The organism is Pseudomonas sp. 05T35 (assembly GCF_056396605.1).
On the sequence record NZ_JBFTLU010000019.1, the window covers coordinates 1 to 25,055 of the forward strand.

General features: G+C 61.1%; 27 protein-coding genes. 10 read left to right on the top strand and 17 right to left on the bottom strand.

Annotated features, from left to right (window positions below; translation table 11 throughout):
* The 6 genes from hemA to AC1DH9_RS02625 all read left to right on the top strand — a co-directional run.
* Positions 1–972: glutamyl-tRNA reductase (gene hemA, locus AC1DH9_RS02600; RefSeq protein ID WP_477807761.1), on the top strand; the 972-nt coding region annotated here is incomplete at its 5' end.
* Entirely contained in the window at positions 969–2,051 is a 1,083-nt protein-coding gene (prfA, locus tag AC1DH9_RS02605; protein ID WP_054595622.1) for a peptide chain release factor 1, read from the top strand. The genes hemA and prfA, both read left to right, overlap by 4 nt.
* Positions 2,052–2,882 (top strand): peptide chain release factor N(5)-glutamine methyltransferase, encoded by an 831-nt coding sequence (gene prmC / locus AC1DH9_RS02610; RefSeq protein WP_427543162.1) that lies wholly within the window; start codon positions 2,052–2,054, stop codon positions 2,880–2,882.
* Positions 2,876–3,631: a molybdopterin-synthase adenylyltransferase MoeB gene (locus AC1DH9_RS02615; RefSeq protein WP_427543165.1), complete on the top strand. Its 756-nt coding sequence runs from the start codon at positions 2,876–2,878 to the stop codon at positions 3,629–3,631. Before prmC ends, AC1DH9_RS02615 begins: the two co-directional genes overlap by 7 nt.
* Positions 3,624–4,415 (top strand): glutamate racemase, encoded by a 792-nt coding sequence (gene murI, locus AC1DH9_RS02620; RefSeq protein WP_216741291.1) that lies wholly within the window; start codon positions 3,624–3,626, stop codon positions 4,413–4,415. Before AC1DH9_RS02615 ends, murI begins: the two co-directional genes overlap by 8 nt.
* 114 nt (positions 4,416–4,529) lie before the next feature.
* A complete protein-coding gene (locus tag AC1DH9_RS02625; protein WP_427543169.1) occupies positions 4,530–5,048 on the top strand; it encodes an acyloxyacyl hydrolase in 519 nt (172 codons plus the stop codon).
* 72 nt (positions 5,049–5,120) lie between these two features.
* Here the strand turns inward: AC1DH9_RS02625 and AC1DH9_RS02630 are convergent, their stop codons facing one another.
* The 6 genes from AC1DH9_RS02630 to AC1DH9_RS02655 form a co-directional block, all read right to left on the bottom strand.
* Positions 5,121–5,426, bottom strand: a complete 306-nt coding sequence (locus AC1DH9_RS02630; protein ID WP_427531455.1) for a YkgJ family cysteine cluster protein — start codon at positions 5,424–5,426, stop codon at positions 5,121–5,123.
* 54 nt (positions 5,427–5,480) lie between these two features.
* On the bottom strand, positions 5,481–6,305 hold the full coding sequence (locus AC1DH9_RS02635; protein ID WP_427543306.1) for an SDR family NAD(P)-dependent oxidoreductase: 825 nt from the start codon (positions 6,303–6,305) through the stop codon (positions 5,481–5,483).
* Between the two features lie 13 nt (positions 6,306–6,318).
* A complete protein-coding gene (phrB, locus tag AC1DH9_RS02640; protein ID WP_427543172.1) occupies positions 6,319–7,785 on the bottom strand; it encodes a deoxyribodipyrimidine photo-lyase in 1,467 nt (488 codons plus the stop codon).
* Positions 7,786–8,730, bottom strand: a complete 945-nt coding sequence (locus tag AC1DH9_RS02645; protein WP_427543175.1) for a MerR family transcriptional regulator — start codon at positions 8,728–8,730, stop codon at positions 7,786–7,788.
* Complete coding sequence (locus tag AC1DH9_RS02650) at positions 8,731–9,693, bottom strand: YbgA family protein (protein WP_477807762.1); 963 nt, start codon at positions 9,691–9,693, stop codon at positions 8,731–8,733.
* Positions 9,694–9,852: 159 nt separating this feature from the next.
* Positions 9,853–10,839, bottom strand: a complete 987-nt coding sequence (locus tag AC1DH9_RS02655) for an NAD(P)/FAD-dependent oxidoreductase (protein WP_477807763.1) — start codon at positions 10,837–10,839, stop codon at positions 9,853–9,855.
* A 196-nt stretch (positions 10,840–11,035) separates the two neighbouring features.
* On the opposite strand from AC1DH9_RS02655, the gene AC1DH9_RS02660 reads away from it, so the two are divergent.
* On the top strand, positions 11,036–11,938 hold the full coding sequence (locus tag AC1DH9_RS02660; protein ID WP_427543181.1) for a TIGR01777 family oxidoreductase: 903 nt from the start codon (positions 11,036–11,038) through the stop codon (positions 11,936–11,938).
* Positions 11,939–11,951: 13 nt separating this feature from the next.
* On the top strand, positions 11,952–12,974 hold the full coding sequence (hemH, locus tag AC1DH9_RS02665; protein WP_427543184.1) for a ferrochelatase: 1,023 nt from the start codon (positions 11,952–11,954) through the stop codon (positions 12,972–12,974).
* Positions 12,975–13,135: 161 nt separating this feature from the next.
* Here the strand turns inward: hemH and AC1DH9_RS02670 are convergent, their stop codons facing one another.
* Both AC1DH9_RS02670 and upp read right to left on the bottom strand, forming a co-directional pair.
* Entirely contained in the window at positions 13,136–14,410 is a 1,275-nt protein-coding gene (locus tag AC1DH9_RS02670; RefSeq protein ID WP_477807764.1) for a uracil-xanthine permease family protein, read from the bottom strand.
* Between the two features lie 2 nt (positions 14,411–14,412).
* Entirely contained in the window at positions 14,413–15,051 is a 639-nt protein-coding gene (upp, locus tag AC1DH9_RS02675; protein WP_477807765.1) for a uracil phosphoribosyltransferase, read from the bottom strand.
* A gap of 166 nt (positions 15,052–15,217) precedes the next feature.
* Between upp and AC1DH9_RS02680 the strand changes: the two genes are divergently transcribed.
* Together AC1DH9_RS02680 and AC1DH9_RS02685 are read left to right on the top strand one after the other, a co-directional pair.
* The gene (locus AC1DH9_RS02680; RefSeq protein WP_427543190.1) at positions 15,218–15,775 is read left to right on the top strand and encodes a hypoxanthine-guanine phosphoribosyltransferase; all 558 of its coding nucleotides are present in this window, start codon (positions 15,218–15,220) and stop codon (positions 15,773–15,775) included.
* A gap of 2 nt (positions 15,776–15,777) precedes the next feature.
* Positions 15,778–16,251, top strand: coding sequence for a WbuC family cupin fold metalloprotein (locus AC1DH9_RS02685; RefSeq protein WP_477807766.1), 474 nt, complete (start codon positions 15,778–15,780; stop codon positions 16,249–16,251).
* Between the two features lie 16 nt (positions 16,252–16,267).
* Here the strand turns inward: AC1DH9_RS02685 and AC1DH9_RS02690 are convergent, their stop codons facing one another.
* From AC1DH9_RS02690 to AC1DH9_RS02730, 9 genes are all read right to left on the bottom strand, one after another.
* On the bottom strand, positions 16,268–17,860 hold the full coding sequence (locus tag AC1DH9_RS02690) for an aldehyde dehydrogenase (NADP(+)) (RefSeq protein WP_427543195.1): 1,593 nt from the start codon (positions 17,858–17,860) through the stop codon (positions 16,268–16,270).
* A gap of 56 nt (positions 17,861–17,916) precedes the next feature.
* Positions 17,917–18,834: a dihydrodipicolinate synthase family protein gene (locus AC1DH9_RS02695; RefSeq protein WP_427543198.1), complete on the bottom strand. Its 918-nt coding sequence runs from the start codon at positions 18,832–18,834 to the stop codon at positions 17,917–17,919.
* A 96-nt stretch (positions 18,835–18,930) separates the two neighbouring features.
* Entirely contained in the window at positions 18,931–19,968 is a 1,038-nt protein-coding gene (locus AC1DH9_RS02700; RefSeq protein ID WP_427543201.1) for a trans-3-hydroxy-L-proline dehydratase, read from the bottom strand.
* A 27-nt stretch (positions 19,969–19,995) separates the two neighbouring features.
* A complete protein-coding gene (locus tag AC1DH9_RS02705) occupies positions 19,996–20,718 on the bottom strand; it encodes an amino acid ABC transporter ATP-binding protein (RefSeq protein ID WP_427543204.1) in 723 nt (240 codons plus the stop codon).
* Positions 20,711–21,361 carry an amino acid ABC transporter permease gene (locus tag AC1DH9_RS02710; protein WP_054595641.1) on the bottom strand — a complete coding sequence of 217 codons (651 nt, stop codon included), beginning with the start codon at positions 21,359–21,361 and terminating at the stop codon, positions 20,711–20,713. The genes AC1DH9_RS02705 and AC1DH9_RS02710 overlap by 8 nt, the downstream gene beginning before the upstream one ends.
* Before the next feature lie 9 nt (positions 21,362–21,370).
* Positions 21,371–22,036: an amino acid ABC transporter permease gene (locus AC1DH9_RS02715; protein ID WP_054595642.1), complete on the bottom strand. Its 666-nt coding sequence runs from the start codon at positions 22,034–22,036 to the stop codon at positions 21,371–21,373.
* Between the two features lie 222 nt (positions 22,037–22,258).
* Positions 22,259–23,077 carry an ABC transporter substrate-binding protein gene (locus AC1DH9_RS02720; protein ID WP_103318457.1) on the bottom strand — a complete coding sequence of 273 codons (819 nt, stop codon included), beginning with the start codon at positions 23,075–23,077 and terminating at the stop codon, positions 22,259–22,261.
* 281 nt (positions 23,078–23,358) lie between these two features.
* Entirely contained in the window at positions 23,359–24,105 is a 747-nt protein-coding gene (locus AC1DH9_RS02725) for an AraC family transcriptional regulator (RefSeq protein ID WP_427543208.1), read from the bottom strand.
* A 28-nt stretch (positions 24,106–24,133) separates the two neighbouring features.
* Positions 24,134–25,055 (bottom strand): FAD-dependent oxidoreductase (locus AC1DH9_RS02730; protein ID WP_477807767.1); only part of this gene is annotated, 922 nt, incomplete at its 5' end.

Sequence of the window (25,055 nt, forward strand, 5' to 3'; positions counted from 1 at the left end):
TCGCTGGTGTTGGGCGAACCGCAGATTCTTGGCCAGATGAAATCGGCCTACGCCGTGGCCCGCGAGGCCGGCACCATTGGTCCGCTGCTTGGGCGTTTGTTCCAGGCCACGTTCAATGCGGCGAAGCAGGTGCGAACCGACACCGCCATCGGTGAAAACCCGGTGTCCGTGGCGTTTGCCGCGGTCAGCCTGGCGAAACAGATTTTCAGCGATTTGCAGCGCAGCCAGGCATTGCTGATCGGCGCTGGCGAGACCATTACCCTGGTCGCCCGCCATTTGCATGAGCTGGGCGTGAAGCGGATCGTGGTCGCCAACCGGACCCTGGAGCGCGCCAGCATCCTGGCTGAGCAGTTTGGCGCCCACGCGGTGCTACTCTCGGACATCCCGGCAGAACTGGTGCGCAGTGATATCGTCATCAGCTCGACCGCCAGCCAGTTGCCGATTCTTGGCAAAGGCGCGGTAGAAAGTGCCTTGAAACTGCGCAAACATAAACCGATCTTCATGGTTGATATCGCTGTACCACGGGATATCGAGCCGGAAGTCGGCGAGTTGGACGACGTTTACCTCTATAGCGTCGACGATCTCCACGAAGTGGTCGCTGAAAACCTCAAGAGTCGTCAGGGTGCTGCCCAGGCGGCGGAAGAGATGGTTTCCATCGGTGCCGATGACTTCATGGTTCGTCTGCGTGAACTGGCGGCGGTGGATGTGCTCAAGGCCTATCGTCAACAGAGCGAGCGCCTGCGCGATGAGGAATTGCAAAAGGCCCAGCGTCTGCTTGCCAACGGCAGCAGCGCTGAAGATGTGCTGGTGCAACTGGCTCGTGGCCTGACCAACAAACTGTTGCATGCCCCCAGCGTGCAGTTGAAAAAGCTTACCGCCGAAGGCCGCCTCGATGCGCTGGCCATGGCCCAGGAACTCTTTGCCCTCGGTGAGGGCAACTCGGATAGCTCTTCGGATAAAAAACCGCAATGAAAGCGTCACTGCTCAATAAGCTGGACATCCTCCAGGACCGTTTCGAGGAACTGACCGCCTTGCTTGGCGATGGCGAAGTCATTTCCGATCAGAACAAATTCCGCACCTATTCCAAGGAGTACGCGGAAGTTGAGCCGATTGTCGCCACCTATAAACAGTTGCTCAAGGTTCAGGGCGATCTCGAAGGTGCCCAGGCGCTGCTCAAGGACAGCGATCCGGACATGCGCGAAATGGCCGTCGAAGAAGTCCGCGAAGCCAAAGAGCAACTGATCGAACTTGAAGCCAGCCTGCAACGCATGCTGCTGCCCAAGGACCCGAACGACGGGCGCAACGTGTTCCTTGAAATTCGCGCCGGCACCGGTGGTGACGAAGCGGCGATCTTCTCCGGTGACCTGTTCCGCATGTATTCGCGTTACGCCGAGCGGCGTGGCTGGCGGGTCGAGATTCTGTCGGAGAACATCGGGGAGCATGGCGGCTTTAAAGAAGTTATCGCGCGGGTCGAAGGCGACAATGTCTACGGCAAGCTGAAGTTCGAGTCCGGCGCGCACCGCGTGCAACGGGTTCCGGCCACCGAATCCCAGGGCCGTATCCACACCTCGGCCTGTACCGTGGCGGTGTTGCCTGAGCCGGACGAACAGGAAGCGATCGAGATCAACCCGGCAGATTTGCGTGTCGATACCTATCGCTCTTCCGGCGCAGGCGGTCAGCACGTGAACAAGACCGACTCGGCGATCCGGATTACCCACTTGCCGTCGGGCATCGTGGTCGAGTGCCAGGAAGAACGCTCCCAGCACAAGAACCGGGCGCGGGCGATGTCCTGGCTTTCGGCTAAATTGAACGACCAGCAAACCAGCGCCGCAGCGAATGCCATCGCCAGCGAGCGCAAGTTGCTGGTGGGGTCGGGCGACCGTTCCGAGCGAATCCGTACCTACAACTTTGCCCAGGGCCGGGTCACCGACCACCGGGTCAACCTGACGCTGTATTCCCTCGACGAAATCCTCGCGGGTGGCGTCGATGCCGTGATCGAGCCGTTATTGGCCGAGTTCCAGGCAGACCAACTGGCAGCGATAGGTGAATAAATGACCATCATTGCCAGTTTGTTGCGTGCAGCCGACCTGCCAGACTCGCCGACCGCGCGTCTGGATGCCGAGTTGCTGCTGGCCGCTGCCTTGGGCAAGTCCCGCAGTTTTTTGCACACCTGGCCGGAGCGCATCGTTCCCAGCGAAGCGGCGCTGCTCTTTGCCGAGTACCTGCAACGCCGCCGCTCCGGCGAGCCGGTGGCCTACATTCTCGGCCAGCAGGGTTTCTGGAAGCTGGACCTGGAAGTGGCGCCGCATACACTGATCCCGCGCCCGGACACCGAGTTGCTGGTTGAAACTGCGCTGGAACTGTTGCCCGCAACACCGGCCAGGGTTCTTGATCTGGGCACCGGCAGCGGCGCGATTGCCCTGGCTTTGGCCAGCGAGCGTCCAGCCTGGCAAGTCACTGCAGTGGACCGGATCCTCGAGGCCGTGGCCCTGGCCGAGCGCAATCGCCAGCGTCTGCACTTGAACAACGTCACGGTGCTCAGCAGTCACTGGTTCAGTGCGCTGAAAGATCATCGTTACACGCTGATCATCAGCAACCCGCCTTATATCGCCTGCGCCGACCCGCATCTGGTGGCCGGTGACGTGCGATTCGAACCAGCCAGTGCGTTGGTCGCCGGCACCGATGGGCTCGATGACTTGCGTTTGATCATCGCCCAGGCGCCGCAGCACCTGGAAGCGGGCGGCTGGTTGATGCTCGAGCACGGTTATGATCAGGCCGATGCCGTGCGCGATTTGTTGCTGGCCCAAGGTTTTGAAGAGGTCCACAGCCGCAAGGACCTCGGTGACCATGAACGTATCAGTCTGGGGCGTCTACCGTGCTGAATGATCAGGAGCTGTTGCGTTATAGCCGGCAGATTCTGTTGCAACACGTCGACATCGACGGCCAATTGCGACTCAAGCAAAGCCGCGTCTTGATCGTCGGCCTCGGTGGGCTGGGTGCGCCGGTTGCGCTGTACCTGGCGGCTGCCGGCGTCGGCGAGTTGCATCTGGCGGACTTCGACACGGTCGACCTGACCAACCTGCAACGACAGATCATTCACGACACCGACAGCGTCGGGATGAGCAAGGTCGACTCGGCTATCCGTCGTCTGACGGCGATCAACCCCGAGATTCAACTGATCGCTCATCGCACTGCGCTGGACGAAGACTCGTTGGCGGTTGCGGTGTCGGCGGTTGACGTGGTGCTCGACTGCTCCGACAATTTTTCCACCCGCGAAGCGGTGAACGCGGCGTGTGTGGCGGCGCGAAAACCCCTGGTCAGCGGCGCGGCGATTCGCCTGGAAGGGCAGTTGTCGGTGTTCGACCCGCGTCGCGCCGAGAGCCCGTGTTACCACTGCTTGTACGGGCACGGCAGCGAAGCCGAACTGACCTGCAGCGAAGCCGGCGTGCTGGGGCCGCTGGTGGGGTTGGTGGGCAGCCTGCAAGCGCTTGAGGCGCTGAAACTGTTGGTCGGGTTCGGTGAGCCGTTGGTGGGGCGGTTATTATTAATCGATGCCTTGGGGACGCGGTTCCGTGAGTTGCGGGTCAAGCGTGATCCAGGCTGCAGTGTTTGCGGGGGCAGGCATGCGTGAAGCGCCCATCGGCGTGTTCGATTCCGGGGTCGGCGGGTTGTCGGTGCTGGCTGAGATCCAGCAATTGTTGCCCAATGAATCGCTGTTGTATGTCGGCGATTGCGGGAACATTCCCTATGGTGAGAAATCTCCCGAGTTCATTCGCCAACGTTGCAGCGTAGTCGCGGAGTTTTTTGTCCGGCAAGGCGCCAAGGCCTTGGTCGTGGCCTGCAACACGGCAACCGTGGCCGGTGTCGCGGATTTGCGTCGCGACTACCCGGACTGGCCCATCATCGGCATGGAGCCTGCGGTCAAGCCAGCCGCCGCGGCCACTCGCAGTGGCGTGGTCGGTGTGCTCGCCACCACCGGGACGTTGCAGAGCGCCAAGTTCGCTGCCTTGCTCGACCGTTTCGCCACCGATGTGCGGGTCATCACTCAGCCGTGCCCAGGGTTGGTGGAGCTGATCGAAGCCGGTGACCTGCACAGCCAGGAGCTATGCCAGTTACTGGCTGGTTATCTCGAACCCTTGCTGGCGGCCGGGTGTGACACGATTATTCTCGGTTGCACGCACTATCCTTTCCTCAAGCCATTGCTCAAGCAGATGCTCCCCGCCGACATCAGCCTGATCGATACTGGCGCGGCGGTTGCCCGGCAAACCCAGCGCCTGCTGGCCGAGCGTGAGTTGCTCGCAGAGGGGCCACCTCGCGACGCGCAGTTCTGGACCAGTGCCAGCCCCGAGCATTTGAGAAATATCCTGCCGCTGCTCTGGCATAACGCCGGTGTTGTGCAAAGCTTCAGTCTGTAGAAAGTCGTTTGGGGAGCGCTTCAAGTGGATGCATTCCTATTGAAGCGTGGATCTTCATGGCGCGTCTGTTGAGCCAAAAAAACAAACATAATCGTTCAGAAAAGGATGTTTCTCATGAAGCGACTGTTCTGTTTAGCCGCGATCGCGGTCGCGTTGTTGGGGCACAGTTTTACCGCACAAGCGGCTGGCGTCGAGTTTGCGGTTGGCCATACCAGCGGTTCGACCCAGACGTATCGCCTGGGCCTGCAATGGGATTGGGATAAAAGCTGGTGGCAGACTGATGTCGGGCGCGTGACGGGCTACTGGAGCGGTGCGTACACCTATTGGAATGGTGACAAGACCGTAAGCAATCACAGCCTGTCGTTCTCTCCGGTGTTCGTTTATGAGTTTGCCGGGCAAACCGTCAAACCTTATCTGGAAGCCGGCATCGGCGTTGCGCTGTTCGCTCACGACGAAGTGGAAGACCGACGGTTGGGCTCGGCCTTTCAATTCGAAGACCGCCTGGGGTTCGGCCTGCGGTTTGCTGGCGGGCATGAAATCGGGATTCGCGCGACGCATTACTCCAACGCCCATATCAACATCACCAATGACGGCATAGAAAGCTTCGCGTTGCATTACACGATGCCGCTGTAATGACAGGCTGCTTTATTGTGTGCGGGCTTTTGTGGGAGCGAGCCGGCACAGGTGTATTTGGTTAACTTGTACTCAGCGATACGCCGTCGCAATCCCCTGACGCTCGTCGATGCACTCCGGCGCACCCATCTCGAACTCCCGGCAGATCAGCGGGCGCTTTTCATAAATGGTGCACATCATGCTGTCGCGATCCAGCGCGGCGCACCAGCCGTCATCCAGGCGCAGCATGACTTCCCCGCCCCAATCGTCGGTGTCGATAAAACGTTCGGGCACGCCTGTGTCGGTGATCAGCATGACTTCGAGCTGGCAACAGCAGGCTGCACAGGTCGAGCAAGTGACCACCGGTTCAGCGATGGTCTTGATGGGGATCGTGTTCATAGGTGCGCAGTGTAAGGCAGCGCGTCGGTGCTGTGTGAAAGGTCTGCCGGGCGTTCATCCGGATGGGGGTGTCGACAGGCGTTGATCGTGACCGGTTTGTGGCGTATCGATGCTTGGCGGCGAGCGCCTGACCACGCGTTTGCCGATCACTAGTTTTGCGCGGTTGGACATTTTCGACAAAGGCCAGAGTGCAGCCATGGACAGGGCCATGAGGGGGATTTCCTGCGGGCGCTGCTTGAGGGTTTCGACGACATGGCGCGCGGCTTTGTCGGCCGACCAGATCTGTGGCGTCGGATAATCGTTGTTCCCGGTCAGCAGGGTGGCGACGGAGCCGGGGCTAACCAGGGTGACTTCCACGCCTTCCGATGCCGGATCGGTGCGCAGGGACTCAAACAGAAACCGCAGCCCGGCTTTCGAGGCACCATAGGCTTCGGCCCGAGGCAGGGCCAGGTCGGTTACCGAGCTGACGATACCCACCAGAAGGGGGGCGATGCCCGCGTGCAGCAACGGCAGGGCGGCTTCGATGCAATAGCTGCTGGCGAGCAGGTTGGTACGCACCACATGTTCGATGATCGAGGCGTCGAACTGCTGGGTGTCAACATATTCACAGGTGCCGCCATTAATAATTACGGTGTCCAGCGAGCCCCACTCCTGCTGGATACGTTCGCCGATCTCGCGCACGGTCTGGCTGTTGGTCAGATTGCCCGCCACCACCAGCACTTGCCCCGGATACCGATGGGCCAGGACTTTTAAAGGCGCAATCGCGCGGGCGCTGACCGCCAGGTGCATGCCGGACTTCAACAGTTCTTCGGCCAGTGCAGCACCAATGCCGTTGCCGGCTCCTGTCAGCCAATACCGTCGTGGCGTTGTATGACTCAATCCACTCTCCTTTTCAGTCATGTATCGCTCCGAGATCCAGACGCGAAGGCAAATGTTTGAATGCCGCCAGTGCGCGTTCGCGTGACTGACCCAGATTGACGATTGGTTGCGGATAGTCGGCCACACCAAACAATCCGCCCAAGGCCGCCGGGTTATGGATAGCTTTGTTGTCCAGCCCCGCCAGCTCCGGCAGCCAGTGCTTGATGAACAGACCCTCCGCGTCGAATTTTTCCGACTGGCTCAGCGGGTTGAAAATCCGGAACCAGGGCGCCGAATCGGTGCCGGTGGAAGCGCTCCACTGCCAGCCGCCGTTATTCGCGGCCAGATCGCCATCGATCAAATGGCGCATGAAAAAACGCTCGCCTTCGCGCCAGTCGATCAGCAGGTTTTTTGTCAGGAACATCGCCACCARCATCCGCAGACGGTTGTGCATCCAGCCTGTTTCCAGCAGTTGGCGCATGGCGGCGTCGATGATCGGCAACCCGGTACGCGCCTCTTTCCAGGCCGCCAGCTCATCCGGAGCGTCGCGCCAGGCAAGGGCTTCGGTTTCCGGGCGAAAGGCGCGGTGTCGGGAGACCCGTGGATAGCCCACCAGAATGTGTTTGTAAAACTCGCGCCAGAGCAGTTCGTTGATCCAGGCGACAGCACCGGCGCTGCCGCTTTCGAACTCGCCTTGATTGCTTTGCACGGCGGCGTGCAAGCACTGGCGTGGCGAAATCACCCCGGCTGCGAGGTACGCGGACAACTGGCTGGTACCGGGTTTCGCCGGGAAGTCGCGTTGGTCTTTGTAATCGTCGAGCGGCCCTTGGGCGAAGTATTCCAGACGCCGATGGGCTTCTCCTTCGCCAGCCGGCCAGAGTGCGCGTAGCTGTTCGTGCGGAGCCTCGAAACCCTCGACCTGTAATGGAATCGGGTCACGGTTGATGGCCGTTGGCACCTGAACCCCGGGGGCGGCAATCAGGCGGGGCAACGCGCCGTACAAGCGGGCGCAGCAGGCTTTGCGGAACTGGCTGAAGACCTGGAAGTACGTACCGGTCCTGGTCAGCACGCTGCCGGGCTTGAACAGCAATTGATCGAGGTAGCTGTAAAAGCCAATGCCCGCTGCGTCGAGAGTCTTGCTGACGGCCGCATCACGGCGACTTTCGTTTACGCCGTATTCCTCGTTGACGTGAACCGCCTCGACGTTCAGCTCTGTGCCTAACTGGCCAAGTACCCGCGGTGCATCTTCCCAGCGCTCGGCAGTACGGATCAGCAAGGGAATGTTCAGCTCGCCGAGGGCCTGGCTCAACTCGCGCAGGTTACGCAGCCAGAAATCCACTTTGCACGGTGCATCGTCGTGGATCTGCCATTGCTGCGGGCTCAACAAATACACCGCCACGCACGGGCCACGAGCTGCGGCGGCCGAGAGGGCAGTGTTGTCATGCAGACGCAAGTCGCTGCGCAGCCAGATCAATTGGAAGGAAGTTTTGCCTACAAGCATTTAAATGAGCCCACGCTGCACCAGTGCCTGATGGGCCGACAACGGATCTTCGGCCAGAAATAAATCGGCTATTTCAGAGGTTTTGGCGGACAACTCGGCGTGGTGGATGCACACCGCAGGGCCGGCAATGAGTTTTGGGCAACCGACATTGGTCAGAAGTTTCGATAAATGTTTGAGATCGATTGATTGACTGGAATACAGCAGCACACCGCGCGCTTGCAGATGCTCGACCGCCAGCGCCAGTTCACCGGTCGGCAACGGCCAGTCGAACACTTCCACGGGGCAATCGGCGCTGCTGACGAGCCAGGCGGTGAGCCACAGATGCGGCTCCAGGGGTAAGTCGGAGTGATTGATCAGCAGCAACGGCGTGCCGCGCAACTGACGGTTGTTGTGGTAGACCCTCGCACCGAACTTGCTGCGCAACCAGGAATAAAAGAACGCCCGCTCCATCTGCGCGCCGAACTGACCTTGCCAGCGCTGCTCGAGTTCGGCCAGCAGCGGCATCAGCAGTTGCTCGCACAAGGTGCGCGGTGGATACAGCGACATGGCCTGATTGAGTGTGTCGTCGACCTGACGCTCGGCCAGTTGGCTGATCGCCTGTATCAGGTTCACTCGCAAGGCGTGCCAGTCGTTCCCGACGGGGCCGCTCAACGTTTGTGGCATACCCAGCAGTTGCTTGACCTGGCTGACGGCTACGCCGCGATTGAGCCAGGTGAGGATGTTATGGATCCGTTGCACATGCTCTGCCGAGAACAGCCGGTGTCCCTTGGGCGTGCGCTGCGGCACGATCAGCCCGTAACGGCGTTCCCAGGCGCGCAGAGTAACGGCGTTGACGCCGGTGATTCGGGCGACATCGCGGATCGGCAGCCAACCGTCCTCAAGGGCCTGTTGATAGTCGGCGCCAGGGGCGTCGTCATGGGGATGAGTGTCAGGTTCGGTTTTCATTTAAATCGCGTTTCGCAAGCTGAGGTTTTCAGGGTGCGGTTGCAGGTACGTCTGCCGCATGACGTACGGATCGGGATGATGGCGCAAGTGATGCTTGAGCAATGTCAGCGGTACCACCAAGGGCACGATGCCGTGGCGGTACTGGCYGATCACRTGCTGCACTTCCTGTTTGTCTTCRGYGCTGATGRCCTGTTTGARATAGCCGCTGAGGTGTTGCAGTACATTGGTGTGGGTGCCGCGGGTGGCGCATTTTTTCAGTGCCGTCATCAGCTCGCTGAAATAGCGCGGGCCGAGTTCATCGGGATCAGTCTGGCCCATATCACCCAAGAGCTTGCCCAAGGCTTTGTATTGCAGTGGGTTATGGGCCATCAACAGGTACTTGTAGCGTGCGTGAAAGTCAGTCAGGCCATTGCGACTCAAGCCGTTTTTCAGCAGCTCCTGCCAGGCCGCGTAGGCAAATACCCGGGTCAGGAAATTCTCGCGCAGTACCGGATCGTTCAGTCGACCGTCTTCTTCCACCGGCAGGTCCGGGTGGCGGGCGCAAAATGCTTGAGCGTAGATGCCGCGTGCACCGCCGTCGTGCGGGCTGCCGTTGGGGTGGTAAACCTTGACCCGCTCCAGGCCACAGGACGGTGATTTCTGCATGAAGATATAGCCGCAAATATCGCCCAGCGCACCGGCCATTTGCTGGCCGTAGTTCGTCAGCGGCTCAGTGACATCCAGTTCGTGATGAACTGTACCGACGGCGTGAGGATGCTGCGGATCGCCGACCAGTCGAATCGGTTCACGGGGAACCCCCAGACCGATGGCGACCTCCGGGCACACTGCAATGAACTCGAAATAATCCGTGAGGGTTCGACTGCACAGCGGAGAGGCTTTATGCCCGCCGTTGTAACGCACCTCGGCGCCCATCAGGCAGGCACTGACAGCGATTTTCGGTTTGCTTGCTGAGTCGCTGGGCATGGAGGCACCTCGGATCTATACCTGTACAGGCTGTTCGCGCTGTACAACACGGTTTGATCATAGATCCAAGGGTGTACAAGTCAAATTATTTGTACAAGTTTTACCGGCTCCCTCTTCCTGTGGGATTCATCGTGCAATGTCTGCGCGGGTTGACGCGTTTCACTGCAGGTGCGCGTGCAGGCGGCGAGCCGCTTCCTGGCCGCTCATCCAGGCGCCTTCGACCCGCCCTGACAGGCACCAGTCGCMACACACGTACAAGCCCAGGTCGGCATCGGCCAATACGCCCCATTCATGGCTGCTGGACGGACGGGCGTAGAGCCAGCGATGGGCAAGGCTGAAGACCGGCGCAGGCATGGAATCGTGCAGCAACTCGGCGAAGGCGCCGTGCAGTTGCTCGATCACTGCCTCTTTAGACAGGTCGATATGTTGTCGGCTCCAGTTGCTGTTGGCGTGCAATACCCAGGTGTCGAGGGTGGTGTCGCGCCCCGGTTTGCTGCGGTTACGCGCCAGCCAGTCGAGTGGGCTGTCCTGTACAAAGCAGCCTTCCATCGGCGTATCCAGTGGCGTGTCGAAGGCCAGCGCAATGGCCCAGGTCGGGTCCATTTTCACCCCGGCGGCGACCCCGGCGAGTTTCGGCGCGGCGGCCAGCAGGGCAGTGGCTTGCGGCGCAGGCGTAGCGATGACGACATGGCTGAAGGGACCATGGGTGAAGCCTTCGGCATCCTGCAAATGCCAATGTTCTTCGCCACGATAGACCTCGGTAATCCGGCAAGCGAAATGCGCTTCCGTATCACCGATCAGCGCGCGGGTGATGGCGCTCATGCGTGGGGTGCCGACCCAGCGGGTCTGTTCATCCGGTGATGGGCTGAGCTGGCCACCCTGATAGTGGTAGAGCTGCGGCGTCCATTCGGCAACCCAGCCATTGGCTTGCCAGCGCTGGACTTCAATGACAAAGCGGCGATCACGGGCGGTGAAATATTGTGCGCCCATGTCCAGTGCGCCGGCGTCGCTGCGTTTGCTCGACATGCGACCGCCGCTGCCACGGCTTTTATCGAACAATTGAACGACGTACCCGGCCTCTTGCAAGGCTTGGGCTGCCGAGAGTCCGGCGATGCCGGTGCCGATGATTGCGATGGGTACAGTCATAGAGGCCTCGTTTACCTTTCTGTACAGGCTACGCTGCAGGTTAAACCTATACAACATCGATTTCTGGTATAACTTTCAGCGTTCTCGTTCTGGCAGGTTGGCCTATTGTTAAACACAGAACCTGCCAGATCCGAAACATCCCTGCTTATAAAAATAGACTAGTGATCAGGGTAAAACGCCACGCGAGGAAGATGTCATGCACATATTGCTGACCGGCGGTACTGGTTTGATAGGACGTCAACTCTGCCGACACTGGTTGAGCCAGGGCCATAGTCTGACGGTGTGGAGTCGCAGGCCGGAACAAGTCGCCAAATTGTGCGGCGCTCAGGTACGTGGCATCAGGCGTCTGGAAGACATTGGCCAACGCCCGGTGGATGCGGTGATCAATCTCGCTGGAGCACCGATTGCTGATCGCCTCTGGACTCATCGACGCAAGGCGCTGCTCTGGAGCAGTCGTATCAAGCTTACCGAAACCCTGCTGGCGTGGCTTGAAAGCTGCGAGCAGAAACCGCAGTTGTTGATTTCGGGCTCTGCAGTCGGCTGGTACGGCGACGGCGGTGAGCGTGAGTTGACCGAGACATCGCCGCCKGTCAGCGAAGACTTCGCCAGCCAGTTGTGCATTGCCTGGGAGGAGACCGCACAGCGCGCCGAGGCGTTGGGGATTCGGGTAGTGCTGGTGCGTACCGGGTTGGTGCTGTCGGCGGAGGGCGGCTTTTTGTCGCGGCTGTTATTGCCGTTCAAATGGGGGCTGGGCGGGCCGATCGGCAATGGTCGGCAGTGGATGCCGTGGATTCACATCGATGATCAAATCGCCCTGATTGATTTTCTTCTGCATCAGAAAGACGCCAGCGGTCCTTATAATGCCTGCGCGCCAAAACCGGTGCGCAATCGCGAGTTTGCCAAGACCCTCGCCAGCGTTTTGCATCGGCCGGCGTTCATGCCGATGCCATCATTTGCCCTGAAGGTCGCTCTTGGCGAGTTGTCACTGTTGCTGCTGGGTGGTCAGCGGGCAACACCGGCGCGCTTGCTGGCGGCAGGTTTCACATTCCGCTTCACTGATTTGCGTGCGGCCTTGGACGACCTGTCCAGCCGCCTTTGAAATAGGACGTTGCATGACCGATCACGCGTTGCTCCTGGTCAATCTGGGTTCGCCCGCTTCCACACAGGTGGCGGACGTGCGCAGCTACCTCAATCAATTTCTGATGGACCCTTACGTCATTGACCTGCCATGGCCAGTGCGACGTTTGCTGGTCTCGCTGATTCTGATCAAGCGCCCTGAGCAATCGGCTCACGCCTATGCCTCGATCTGGTGGGACGAAGGTTCGCCGCTGGTGGTGCTCAGTCGCCGTTTGCAGCAAACGATGACCGCGCAGTGGACCCAGGGGCCGGTCGAGTTGGCCATGCGTTACGGCGAGCCGTCGATTGAGTCGGTGTTGACCCGCATGGCGGCTCAAGGGATCAAAAAAGTCACCCTCGCACCGCTTTATCCACAGTTCGCCGACAGCACCGTGACCACGGTGATTGAAGAGGCCAAGCGGGTGGTGCGCGAGAAGAAACTGGATGTGCAGTTCTCGATTCTCCAGCCGTTCTACGATCAGCCGGAATACCTCGACGCGCTGGTTGCCAGCGCCAGGCCGTACCTGGAGCAGGATTACGATCACCTGTTGCTGAGTTTCCATGGATTGCCGGAGCGGCACTTGAAGAAGCTCAACCCGGGCCATAGCTTTGAGGGCGACGGTGATTGCTGTGCCGGCGCGCCGCCGGAAGTGGTTGCAACCTGTTATCGCGGTCAGTGCCTGCGTACCGCGGCAGCATTTGCCGAGCGCTTGGGCTTGCCGGACGGCAAATGGTCGGTGTCGTTCCAGTCACGGCTGGGCCGCGCCAAATGGATCGAACCCTACACCGAAGCGCGTCTCGACGCGTTGGCCAAGCAGGGCGTGAAGAAGATTCTGGTGATGTGCCCGGCGTTCGTGGCCGACTGCATCGAAACCCTGGAAGAAATCGGTGACCGTGGGCTCGAGCAGTTCCGCGAGGCGGGAGGCGAGGAGTTGGTGCTGGTGCCGTGTCTCAACGATGACCCGCAGTGGGCGCAGGCGTTGAACACCTTGTGTGAAAGGGCGCCGTTGGCTTTGTAGGCGAGCGGTAATGTGGCGAGGGAGCTTGCTCCCGCTCGGCTGCGAAGCAGTCGTAAATTCGGCAAACGCGATATGTCTGAAGATATGCGGTTGCAGGTTTTAGGGTCGCTTCGCGACCCAGCGGGAGCAAGCTCCCTCGCCACAGGGGGCTGTGTAAGCCGTTAAAGCAACGGCTCATCCGCCTTCTTGTGCTTCCAGCTGTCATTGCCCGGCAGGATCAGGTTCAGCGCAATCGCCACGACAGCGCACAGCGCGATGCCCTTGAGGCCGAAGTCTTGCGCGCCGGTACCGGTGCCGACCAGCATGCCGCCAATCCCGAACACCAGCGTGACCGAGACAATCACCAGGTTGCGCGCTTCGGCCAAATCGATCTTGTGGCGGATCATGGTGTTCATGCCCACCGCAGCAATCGACCCGAACAACAGGCAAAGAATCCCGCCCATCACCGGCACCGGGATGCTTTGCAGCAGCGCACCGAACTTGCCGATAAACGCCAGGCTGATAGCAAAGATCGCCGCCCAGGTCATGATTTTCGGGTTGTAGTTCTTGGTCAGCATCACCGCGCCCGTCACTTCGGCGTACGTGGTGTTAGGTGGGCCACCGAGCAGGCCGGCGGCAGTGGTCGCGATGCCGTCGCCAAACAGCGTGCGGTGCAGGCCGGGCTTCTTCAGGTAATCACGTCCGGTCACGCTGCCGACCGCGATCACCCCACCGATATGCTCGATGGCCGGGGCCAGCGCCACCGGGACAATGAACAGAATCGCCTGCCAGTTGAATTCCGGAGCGGTGAAGTGCGGCAACGCAAACCACGGCGCGGCAGCAATCTTCGCGGTGTCGACGACGCCGAAGAAGAACGCCATGCCAAACCCGACCAGTACACCGGAGATGATCGGCACCAGGCGGAAGATGCCTCTGCCGAACACCGCCACGATCAGTGTCGTCAGCAGCGCCGGCATGGAGATCATCATGGCGGTCTGGTAGTGAATCAGTTCGGAACCGTCACCGGCCTTGCCCATCGCCATGTTCGCGRCAATCGGCGCCATCGCCAGGCCGATCGAGATGATCACCGGGCCAATCACCACTGGTGGCAACAAACGGTCGATGAAACCGGTGCCCTTGATCTTTACGGCCACGCCGAGAAAGGTATAAACGAAGCCTGCCGCCATCACCCCACCCATGGTCGCCGCGAGGCCGAACTGGCCCTTGGCGAGAATGATCGGGGTGATGAAGGCAAAGCTCGACGCCAGGAACACCGGCACTTGCCGCCCGGTGACCAGCTGGAACAACAGAGTCCCGAGGCCCGCCGTGAACAGCGCGACATTCGGGTCGAGGCCGGTAATCAATGGCATCAACACCAACGCGCCAAACGCCACGAACAGCATCTGCGCGCCAGACAGCACCGTGCGCCAGAGCGGGTCGTTGAACTCATCCTGCATGCTCACGCGTCCTTCTGCTTGGTACCGAAGATCTTGTCACCGGCATCGCCCAGACCAGGAATGATATAGCCGTGTTCGTTCAATTTTTGATCAATTGACGCGGTGTAGATGGTCACGTCCGGGTGAGCCTTCTCTACCGCGGCGATGCCTTCAGGGGCCGCCACCAGGACCATCGCGCGGATGTCCTTGCAACCGGCCTTTTTCAGCAGGTCGATGGTGGCGACCATCGAGCCGCCGGTGGCGAGCATCGGGTCGATGATCATTGCCAGGCGTTCGTCGATTTCCGGAACCAGTTTTTCCAGATACGTGTGCGMTTCGAGGGTTTCCTCGTTGCGGGCCACGCCCACGGCGCTGACTTTGGCGCCCGGAATCAGGCTGAGCACGCCTTCCAGCATGCCGATGCCGGCGCGCAGGATCGGCACCACGGTAATTTTCTTGCCGGCGATCTTCTCGACCGAAACAGTGCCGCACCAGCCTTCGATATCGTAGGTTTCAAGGGGCAGGTCTTTGGTCGCCTCGTAGGTCAGCAGGGCACCGACTTCCTGAGCGAGCTCGCGGAAATTCTTCGTGCTAATGTCGGCGCGGCGCATAAGGCCAAGTTTGTGTCGGATCAGCGGATGGCGGATCTCACGGATGGGCATAGGGGAAGGCTCCGGCGGCAGGCAAAAAAACCGGCCTAGATTAATCTATCCGAGGGTGTTGTCCTATAGACATACAGTACGTTAGTCCAGAAACGCTTGATCTGACCCGGCTGGATGCGTACCTTTGCTCGCTTTTCCGAATCCGCCACCCCCCTTGGAGAGCACCATGTCCGCTGATCTCGAGCATATCCGTCAAATCATGCGAGAGGCTGACTGCCTGTACACCGAAGCTGAAGTCGAGGCGGCCATCGCCCGCGTTGGTGCGCAAATCAATGATCAGCTGGCTGAAAGCAACCCGGTGGTGTTCTGCGTGATGAACGGCGGCCTGATTTTCTCCGGCAAGCTGCTGACCCATCTGAATTTCCCGCTGGAAGCGTCCTACCTGCACGCTACCCGCTATCGCAACGAAACCAGCGGCGGCGACCTGTTCTGGAAGGCCAAGCCAGAAATCTCGTTCATCGACCGTGACGTGCTGATCATCGACGACATCCTCGACGAAGGCCACACCCTGGGCGCGATCATCGACTTCTGCAAACATGCTGGCGCCCGCGCCGTACACACCGCGGTACTGATCGATAAAAAGCACGACCGCAAGGCTCGCCCGGACCTGAAAGCCGATTTCGTCGGCCTGCCGTGCATCGACCGCTACATCTTCGGTTACGGCATGGACTACAAAGGCTACTGGCGCAACGCCGCCGGGATCTACGCCGTCAAAGGAATGTAAGCATGACCACGCCGAGCTTTCTTGATCAAACACTGTTTACCGAGCTGACCGAGAAGGCTGCGGCCAATCCTCGTGGTCGGCAGCATCACAACTTCCACCAGATGGAGGAGTCGTGCCACCGCATGGCGATTGGATTGCAGCCATCGACCTACATTCCACCTCATCGGCATTTGGGCGGCGACAAGGCTGAAACCTTGTTGGTCCTCAAGGGCCGTCTGGGGGTGCTGGTATTTGATGACGCGGGCCAGGTGGTTGCCAAGCGAGTCTTGCAGGGCGGTGGCGATTCGGTGGGGGTAGACCTGCCAACGGGGGTCTACCACGGTCTGGTGGTGCTGGAAGCAGACAGCGTGATGTTCGAATGCAAGGCCGGTCCTTATCGTCCGGTGGGCGAGGGTGAACATGCGCATTGGKCCCCCCGCGAAGGCGAGCCTGGTGTTGCCGAGTACCAGGCCTGGATGCGCGCACAGTTCGACTGATGGTGAACAGCGGGCGTCAGCCCGCTTGATTCAATTCCTTGCGGGTATACACCCCGTCGACCAGACGCAAAATCCCCAGCGGATTGGCGTTCTTCAGGGCGTCCGGCAGTAATTTGTCCGGACAGTTCTGATAGCACACCGGTCGCAGGAACCGCTCGATTGCGAGGCTGCCGACCGAGGTGCCGCGAGCGTCCGACGTCGCGGGATACGGTCCGCCGTGGACCATTGCATCGCACACTTCGACACCGGTCGGATAGCCGTTGAGCAGCAGGCGTCCGGCTTTCTGTTCGAGGATCGGTATCAGCTGCGCGCACAGCGCAAGGTCTTGCGGTTCGGCGATCAGCGTGGCGGTCAGTTGCCCGTGCAAGGCCAGCAGCGCCAACCTGAGCTCTCGCTCGTCGGCCACCTCCAGCACGATGCTGGCCGGACCGAACACTTCTTCTTGCAGTACCTCATCCCCCTCAAGCAGCAGACTGACGTCAGCCTTGAACAACTGCGGCTGCACCTGATTGCCTGACGCGCAGGCGCCGCTCAAACGCGCTACCCGTGGATGTTCGAGCAAGCGCTGCACGCCGCCTTCGTAGCTACGCCGGGTACCGCTGTTGAGCAGGGTCTGGGGCGGTTTTTCGTTGATCTGTGCGGTGAGTTGTTCGATGAAGGCGCTGAACGCCGTCGAGCGCAGGCCGATGATCAAACCCGGATTGGTACAGAACTGGCCGCCCCCCAGCACGATCGAAGCGCTCAACTCACTGGCGATGCTTGCGCTGCGGGCTGCCAGGGCGGCGGGTAGCAGCAGCACCGGGTTGATGCTCGACATCTCGGCAAACACCGGTATCGGTTGCGGCCGTGCAGCAGCCATGTCGCACAGCGCCCGGCCACCGTTGAGCGAGCCAGTGAACCCTACCGCCTGGATCGCCGGGTGTTTGACCAGCGCCTCACCGACGCCCGCGCCATAAATCATGTTGAACACGCCCTCGGGCATGCCACTGCGCTGTGCCGCGCGAATGATCGCTGCTGCTACCAGCTCGGCGGTTGCCATATGCCCGCTGTGGGCCTTGAACACCACCGGGCAACCGGCGGCCAGGGCGGCGGCGGTATCGCCGCCGGCGGTGGAAAACGCCAGCGGAAAGTTGCTCGCACCGAACACCGCCACGGGACCCAGGCCGATGCGCCATTGGCGCAGATCGGGCCGTGGCAAAGGTTGGCGCTCAGGCAGGGCGCGGTCGATACGCGCACCGAGGAAGTCGCCTTGACGCAGGACCCGGGCGAACAGCCGCAACTGGCCGCTGGTTCGCGCCCGTTCGCCCTGAATTCGCGCAGCGGGCAAGGCCGTCTCGCGGCAGACGATGGCGATGAAGTCATCGCCCAGTGCGTCAATTTCTTCGGCGATGGTCTCGAGAAAACCGGCGCGGACACTGGCCGGCAGGTTGCGATAAATCGGGTAGGCCCTGGCAGCGCAGTGGGCGGCGTTGTCGATTTCCTCGGTGCTGGCCTGGCTAAAGCCATAGGGCAGCGGTTCACCGCTGTGGGCGTCGACGCTGTGCAGGACCTGATCACCTGCGGCGCTACGGCCGAAGCCGATAAAGTTGTGGCCGATAATGGCAGACATAAAAAATGCTCGGCATGGCCGCGCTCGATGCCGAGCGCGGCAGTGGGGAGGGGCGGTTACAGACCGACGTCCGGCAAGCTCGGGCGATTGGCGAGCGCGGCCTTGACCAGCGTCTCGACCTCGCTGCGCTCGTGGTCAAGCAGACCCAGGCGAGGCGGGCGGGTCAGCGCTGTGCCGCGACCCATCAGTTCTTCACAGAGCTTGATGCACTGCACCAGGTCCGGGCGGGCATCGAGGTGCAGCAGTGGCATGAACCATTCGTAGATCGGCATGGCCTCTTTGAAGCGGCCGTCGCGGGCCAGGCGGAACAGCGTCTCGCCTTCTTTCGGGAAGGCATTGGACATCCCGGAAACCCAGCCCACCGCACCGACGGCAATGCTTTCGAGCACCACGTCATCGAGTCCGGCGAACAGCACAAAACGGTCGCCGACTTCATTGCGCACATCGATGAAGCGCCGGGTATCGCCCGAGGAATCCTTGAAGCAGACGACGTTGTCGCAGTCGGCCAGGGAGATCAGGATGTCCGGTGTGACATCGTTTTTGTAGATCGGCGGGTTGTTGTAGACCATCACCGGCAGGTCGATGCTGGCGGCGACGCTGCGAAAGTGCGCGGCGGTCTCGAAGGGCTTCGAGGAGTAGACCAGCGCCGGCATCAACATGATGCCGTCGGCGCCCACGCGCTGGATTTCCTTGGCGACCTTGCTGGCGTTGGCGCTGGTGAATTCGGCGACACCGGAGATCACCGGCACCCGACCTGCGGCGGCGTCCCTGGCGACTTCCACCAGGCTGATTTTTTCTTCGGTGCTCAGCGAGGTGTTCTCGCCGACGGTGCCGCAGATCACCAGCCCCGACACGCCGTCACGCACCAGCCCGCTGATGACCTTGTGCGTGCCTTCATAGTCGATGGAAAAGTCCGGGTTGAACTGAGTAGTGACCGCAGGGAAAACGCCGCTCCAGTTAACGTGCTTGCTCATGTTGCCTCCAAAGATGATTTTATAGTATTTCGTATACGTTTAAATTGAGCACTGAAAGTGCCGTGGGGTTCAAAGGGTTTTGCCAGGTACGGTGTTTCAAATAGTCAGTTCGACGGGCCAGGTGTCGGACAGTCGATAACCGCCCGGCCAAGGATCGCTTGGGTCGAGCAGATGCTGGTGGGTGCCGGTGATCCAGGCGCGCCCGGACAGGCAGGGGATAATGGCCGGACGGTCGGCGATTTCGCTGGTGCTGTCGATCCGGCAACGAAACTCGGAACCGATGATCGAACGCCCGATGAACACTTCACCCACTGCCAGTTGGCCTTTGGCGTGCAGCACCGCCATGCGCGCCGAGCAACCGGTGCCGCAGGGCGAGCGATCGATCTTGCCGGGGCGGATCACCACCGCATTGGCGGCACTGGCCACACCGTTGGTGCGGTCGAGCGGCGCGGCGATCTGGCAGAACGAAATATGCTCCCAATCCGGGTTCAGCGGGTGCACGAAACCCAATTGTTCATTGGCTGCTTGAGTGATCTTCAGGCCGCTGGCAACCAGGTCCGCCGCTTCATCAGCGGTCAGCGAGAAGCCCAGGCGCTGGGCATCGACGATCACGAAGCTGTCGCCGCCATAGGCAGTATCGACTTGCAGCGAGCCGAGGCCTTCGACTTCGATCCAGGCATCGAGCTTGTCGGCAAACGACACCACGTTCCGCACCTCGACCCGCTCGGCCTTGCCGTTGCGACACTGGGCAGTCACTTCGATCAAGCCGCCTGGGGCTTCGAGCACCAGCCGGGTCAGCGGTTCGGTCATCGGTAAAATGCCGCTGTCGAGCAGTACCGTGGCTACGCACAGCGAGTTGGAACCGGACATCGGCGGCGTATCAGCCGGTTCCATGATGATCCACGCCATGTCGGCGAGCGGGTTCTTGGACGGCACCAGCAGATTGACGTGACGAAAGACGCCGCCGCGCGGCTCGTTCAGCACGAAGTTGCGCAGGGTCTGGTCCTCGGCAATCCAGCGCGACTGCTCCCAGAGGGTTGCGCCGGGCGGTGGTGCGACGCCGCCGACGATAACGTCACCGACTTCACCTTCGGCGTGGCAACTCACCACATGAATGATCTTGCTCGAACGCATGACTGTCTCCTGAGGCCTGACTGTGGGTTACAACACCGACTTCAGGAAGTCGGCGGTTTCCGCGCGTTGCGGCTGGCCGATCACCTGGTCCGGTGAACCGATTTCGTGGATCTTGCCGTCGCGAAAGAACGCCACCCGATCCGACACATCCCGGGCGAAGCGGATTTCGTGGGTCACCAAGACCATGGTCATGCCTTCCTCGGCGAGCAGGCGCATGGTGTCCAGCACTTCACCGACCAGTTGCGGGTCGAGGGCAGAAGTGGCTTCGTCGAACAGCATGTAGTCCGGCGACATGGCCAGTGCCCGGGCAATCGCCATGCGCTGTTGCTGACCGCCGGAAAGCTTGCTCGGAAACACCTTGAGCTTGTCGCCAAGTCCCACATGGGTGAGCTGGCGCACGGCGATTTCTTCAGCCTCCTGACGGCTTTTGCCGAGCACCTTGCGCGGGGCGAGCATCACGTTCTCCATCACCGTGAGGTGCGGGAAGGCGTTCCATTGCTGGAAGACGATGCCGATTTTCTGCCGCAACTTGTTCAGGTCGGTGCCACTGGCATGCACCGGCGTGCCGTCGACGCGAATCTGCCCAGCCTGAATGGCTTCCAGGCCGTTGATGCACATCAGCAAGGTCGATTTTCCCGAGCCCGAGCCGCCGATGATCGACAGCACTTCGCCTTTGTTCACGGTCAGGTCGACCCCCTTCACGACTTCCAGGTTGCCGAAGGATTTACGAACGTTCTCGATCTCAATCATTTTCCTGCCACCTCTGTTCGAGCCGCGCACCCAGACGAGCGATCACCAGGCTCATGACGTAGTAGATAAGGCCGGCCAGGGCCAGGACGAACAACGGTTCCTGGAGCCGGGTGACGATGGTTTGCGAAGCGCGCAGCAATTCGACGATGCCGATCCAGAGCACCAGCGAGGTGTCTTTCATGACCGCCAGTGTCAGGTTGATCCAGCCCGGAAACGCCACCCGCGTAGCCATCGGCAGGACAATGTGCAGCAAGTCCTGGCGGTGACTGAGGCCCAGCGAACGGGCGGCCCGCCGCGTGCTCAACGGTACCGAGAGCACGCCGCCGCGGACGATTTCTGCGCAGTAGGCGGTGGAGTAGGCGCCGAGGATCACGCAGGCCACGGTGAACGCGCTCCAGTTCAGGCCGACGATCGACTTGAACGAGTTGAGCAGCACAAACTGGATCAGCAACGGCACGCTGCGAAACACGTCCAGCACCCAGGCCAGCGGCAGACTCACACGTGGCAGCAAGGCCCGAACCAGGCCACACGCGACCCCCAGCAACGTGCCGATCAACATCGCCCAGAACGTCAGCAACAGCGTGGTGCCGGCACCTTGCAGCAGGTAGAGGAAGTCGCCCGAGGTAAAACTTGAGGTGTACATGCAGACCTCCTAGTACCGAAACAAACGCCAGGCCAGCAGGCGGGCGATCAACACCACCAGCTTGGCCAGGACGAAGTAGAGGACGGCGGCGATGGCGAAGAACTCGAAGGTGCGAAAGGTCTTCACGTTCAGCGCCTGGGTTACGCCGGTGAGGTCGCTGGTCAGGCCGACCACCACGCCCAGTGACGTCATCAGCAAGGCCCAGACCATTTGATTGGTCAGTGGGTAAAACACCACGCGCAGCAATTGCGGCAGGACCACCAGCCGATAAGCCTTCGGTGCGCTCATGCCCAGCGAGCGGGCGGCGCGCAATTGGGTTTCCGGCACGGCGTTGAGGCCACCGCGAAAAGTCTCCGCCAGGTAGCCGGCGTTGTTGAAGGTGATGCCGATCAGCAACGCCAGCCATGAGCCCATGTGAATGCCAAAGGCGCCGAGGCCGAAGTACAGGATGTACACCTGGAACAGGGCTGGCGTGTTGCGTGCAATCGACACCCAACTGGCGGCCATCGCCCGCAGCAGGCGCTTGTCGGACAGTTGGCCGAGGGCCAGGAACATGGCGATCAGCGTGCCGGCCAACATCGACAGCACCGCGATTTCCAGAGTGATCCGCGCGCCGTCGAGCATTTCCGGCAACGCCTGGAAGGCGGCGCGCCAATGGAAGGTGTAGTCGAACATCAAAGGAGTTCCTTGGTTTTCAACTGATTTGGGGGCCGGGTTTGTCCTGAATATCTATCGGCTAAACGCAGAACCTGTGGCGAGGGAGCTTGCTCCCGCTGGACTGCGTAGCAGTCCCATTTTCAGGGCCGCTTCGCGCCCCAGCGGGAGCAAGCTCCCTCGCCACAGGTTCTGCACTTGACTGACATTCAGGGCCAGCCTGTCCCCTCGGCTATGCAGTCCTTAGCGATACACACCGCTGGCCGTCAGCTGTGGCGCGGTGCCGCCGACCCATTGCGCGAACAGCTCCTGATACCGCCCGGAGCGCACCTGGTGATTGACGAACAGGTTCAGGTAGTTGATCAGGCCGAACTCATTGCGCTTGGCGCCCAGCGACACATAGTCGATGTCATACGGCGCGGTGCCGGCGACGCTGAGGTTTTTATACTTGCCGGACTTGATCAGCGATGAGGCGACCGTCGAGGTCACGGTCGTCGCGTCGATCTGCCCCTGGCTCAGCGCAAGCACCGCGTCGGCCAGCGACTGATAGGCATGGAAAGCACCCTTGGCGTTGGCCCATTTCTTCACGTCGTTTTCCAGTGCGATGGCTTCGAACGTGCCGGCCGGGCCGCCCACCGAATGGCCCTTGAGGTCATCGTAGGATTTGATCCCGGCGTCGCTGCGGGTCAGCACCACCATCTGGAAGGCGAAGTAGGGAATGGTCATGCCCACGGTCTTGGCCCGCTCCAGGGTGTCGGAGGTGGAGGCGACGATCACGTCGGCGCGGCCGGAAACCAGTGCCGGGATTCGGTCAGGGAACGGCGTCTCGACAATCTCGGCTTTGACCCCGAGGGTTTTTGCCAGGTCATTGCAGTAGTCGACATCGAAGCCGGCCGGGGTGTTCTTCTCATCGCGAAAACCCATCGGCGGGAAGTCCAGGGTGACCGCGCAACGCAAGCTGCCGGACTCGATGATGTCGTCGAGTTTGTCGGCCTGGGCCTGGGCGATGAACGCGCTGCTCAGCAGGGCGGTAATGAAGACGGCGGGTGCAGGATTTTTCATAAGGGGCCTCGTTGTCGGATGGTGTCGAGCGTTGGGCAGTTCTTATCAAATGTGTATTTAGAATTTCGTATACGATATTTGATATGCACTGGATGTGCCAAAAAACCGCAAGCCACATCGGGTTAAACCTTCGACGGTCTGCGAGGCCCGAAACAGACGCCAGCCGCCAGCGACGCAGATTCAAGCCAGGGGCATACGCGGCAAGGACGAACACCTCGACGATGGGTGCCATGTCACAAAAGGGAGCAAGGTTTGGCGGGGTGCGCAGTAACGGGTAACAGTCAGCGATGGTTATCGCGATACTGCGAAGGGGACACGCCGGTGAGCGCCTTGAACTGGCGGCTGAAGGCGCTGTGGTCGGTGTAGCCGCAACGCAGGGCGATCTCGGTGATCGGCAGCTCGCCCGACAGCAGCTGCGTGGCCGCGCCCAGGCGTGCCTTGTGAATCATCTGCCGGGGTGTCAGCTGGAAGATCCGTTTGCACAGGCGCTCCAGTTGCGCCACGGAAAACCCGCTGAGGGCCGTGAGCTCACCGAGGGCGATGTGTTGCGCGTAATGCTCGCGGATATGCCCGTCGACCGCCGCGAGTTTTTCGTAAGCCGGATGACTGGACTGGGGTGCGAGCAGATCGTAGGAAATCCCCGCCATGCCGATGATGCTGCCCTGAGCATCGCGCAGCGCCAGTTTGTGGGTCAGGCACCAGCCAGGTTCGCGTCCGGGATAAAGGTGCAATTCCAGCTGATCGCTCAACGGGCTGCCGTCACTCAGTACTCGCCGGTCCTGCTCGGTGTAATGCGGGCCGAAGTGCGAGGGAAATACCTGCTCAGCCGTCTTGCCAAGAAGCGCGTTGGGGTCTTTGGCGCCACAGCGCTGGGCCAGGGTCTGATTGATCAGCACGTAGCGGGCGGCGGTGTCCTTGATGAAGAACACCACGCCGGGCATGGCATCGAGCAGCGGAGTGATCAGTTGCAAACTGCCCAATAGCTCGGGCAGATCGCGGGGGCAGGGCAGTGGCAAGGGGAACGTCATCAGGTGGCGGCCCGCAAGGATGAGGGCCTTACTCTACGGTGACGGACGCGCCATTGGGAAGCTCGGCAAGCTGCAACAGCGTGTCGATGCGCGTTGGGGAAAACGGCGGGCGTGGCGCCGGTTGTGGCCAGTCGAACAGGTAACGGGTCGCTGCACCACAGACTCGCCCCTGGCAGGCGCCCATGCCGCAGCGGGTGTGCAGTTTGGCCTGGTTCCAGCCGGTGCAAGTCTTGAGCGCCGACAGCGCCACGTCTTCACAACGGCAGACCAGCGTGTCAGGCGTTGCCAGCTGTTTGAGTTCATCGCGCAGGGCAAAGCTGCGCCGTAACTGATCGGCGAACGCTTGCCAGCGCTGCCGTCGCGGCCAGAGTGTGCGGGCCTGCTGCACTTCGCCGACGGCCATCAGCCCGGCGATGGCGCCTTCGACCAGCGCCAGCTCACTGCCTCCGAAACCTGTGCATTCGCCCGCCGCATAGTGCCCGTTCAGGCTACTGAGCTGGCTGGTGTCGACGGCAATTGCGTCGTCCTTTAATTCGCAGCCCAGCGCTTGGGCCAATTGGGTATTGGGGATCAGGCCGAAGCCGCAGGCCAGCCGCTCGCAGGGGATGTCGACGATCCGCCCCTGACAGTTCAGGCGAACGCCTTGCAGGTGACTGTCGCCATAGGCTTCAAGGACATGACTGTCGCAGCGGTAGTGACGATCGAACAGTTGAACCGCTTGCAGGCCTTTGGCCGGCCATTTGCGCAGTTGCAAGGCGAACCCGGCGACCGCACTCAGTGGCGCTTGTTCGGCAATCTGCAGAACCTGAGCGCCCGCCTTTTTCGCGGTAGCGGCGCTGGCCAGCAGCAGCGGACCACTGCCGGCAATCACCAGCCGCTCACCGGCCACCGGCATGCCGCCCTTGATCAGCGCTTGCAACCCGCCTGCGCCGGTGACGCCGGGCAAGGTC